The 1,637-nt window shown below is 67.3% G+C and carries 2 protein-coding genes; both read left to right on the forward strand.

Annotation, left to right across the window (positions count from 1 at the left end):
- Positions 1 to 882: crotonyl-CoA carboxylase/reductase (ccrA, locus tag G6W55_RS37545; protein WP_175525051.1), on the forward strand; the 882-nt coding region annotated here is incomplete at its 5' end.
- Positions 883 to 899: 17 nt separating this feature from the next.
- A partial coding sequence (locus G6W55_RS37550; RefSeq protein ID WP_254876597.1) for a methylmalonyl-CoA mutase family protein occupies positions 900 to 1,637 on the forward strand: 738 nt, incomplete at its 3' end.

The following is a 1,637-nucleotide window of genomic DNA, read 5'->3' on the forward strand; positions in this document are numbered from 1 at the left end:
TCCGACGGCCACAACGACACGATGCTCGACCCCGAGCAGCGCATCTGGGGCTTCGAGACCAACTTCGGCGGCCTCGCCGAGATCGCGCTCGTCAAGTCCAACCAGCTCATGCCCAAGCCCGGCCATCTGAGCTGGGAGGAGGCCGCCGCCCCCGGTCTGGTCAACTCCACCGCCTACCGGCAGCTCGTCTCCCGCAACGGCGCCGGCATGAAGCAGGGCGACAACGTCCTGATCTGGGGCGCCAGCGGCGGCCTCGGCTCCTACGCCACGCAGTTCGCGCTGGCCGGCGGCGCCAACCCGATCTGTGTCGTCTCCAGCGAGCAGAAGGCGGACATCTGCCGCTCGATGGGCGCCGAGGCGATCATCGACCGCAGCGCCGAGGGCTACAAGTTCTGGAAGGACGAGCGGACCCAGGACCCGAAGGAGTGGAAGCGCTTCGGCAAGCGCATCCGCGAGTTCACCGGCGGCGAGGACATCGACATCGTCTTCGAGCACCCCGGCCGCGAGACCTTCGGCGCCAGCGTCTTCGTCACCCGCAAGGGCGGCACCATCACCACCTGCGCCTCCACCTCGGGCTACATGCACGAGTACGACAACCGGTACCTGTGGATGTCCCTGAAGCGGATCATCGGCTCGCACTTCGCCAACTACCGCGAGGCGTGGGAGGCCAACCGGCTGATCGCCAAGGGCAAGATCCACCCGACCCTGTCGAAGGTCTACGCCCTGGAGGAGACCGGCCAGGCCGCCTACGACGTGCACCGCAACCTCCACCAGGGCAAGGTCGGCGTGCTCTGCCTGGCCCCCCAGGAAGGTCTCGGCGTCCGCGACGAGGAACTGCGTGCCAAGCACCTCGACGCCATCAACCGCTTCCGCAACATCTGAGACACCCGAGGTCATAGATGACTGAGCGTCAGCCCGCCGAAGGCAGGCGGGAGAAGGACCGGCCGTGGCTCATGCGCACGTACGCCGGTCACTCCACGGCCGAGGCGTCCAACGAGCTGTACCGGCGCAACCTCGCCAAGGGCCAGACGGGTCTGTCGGTCGCGTTCGACCTGCCGACCCAGACCGGCTACGACTCCGACCACATCCTCGCCCGCGGCGAGGTCGGCCGGGTCGGCGTGCCGATCGCCCACGTCGGTGACATGCGCCGGCTGTTCCAGGACATCCCCCTGGAGCAGATGAACACCTCGATGACGATCAACGCCACCGCCATGTGGCTGCTGGCGCTCTATCAGGTCGTCGCCGAGGAGCAGGGTGCGGACATCACCCGGCTCCAGGGCACGACCCAGAACGACATCGTCAAGGAGTACCTGTCCCGGGGCACCCATGTGTTCCCGCCGGGACCCTCGCTCCGGCTGACGACGGACATGATCGCGTACACGGTCTCCCACATCCCGAAGTGGAACCCGATCAACATCTGTAGCTACCACCTACAGGAGGCGGGAGCCACCCCGGTCCAGGAGATCGCGTACGCGATGTCCACCGCCATCGCCGTCCTCGACGCCGTCCGGGACTCCGGCCAGGTGCCGGCCGAGAAGTTCGGTGACGTCGTCGCCCGTATCTCCTTCTTCGTGAACGCGGGCGTCCGCTTCATCGAGGAGATGTGCAAGATGCGCGCCTTCGGCCGCATCTGGGAC

This window comes from Streptomyces sp. CAI-85, from assembly GCF_013363615.1.
Lineage (GTDB): Bacteria > Actinomycetota > Actinomycetes > Streptomycetales > Streptomycetaceae > Streptomyces > Streptomyces antibioticus_B.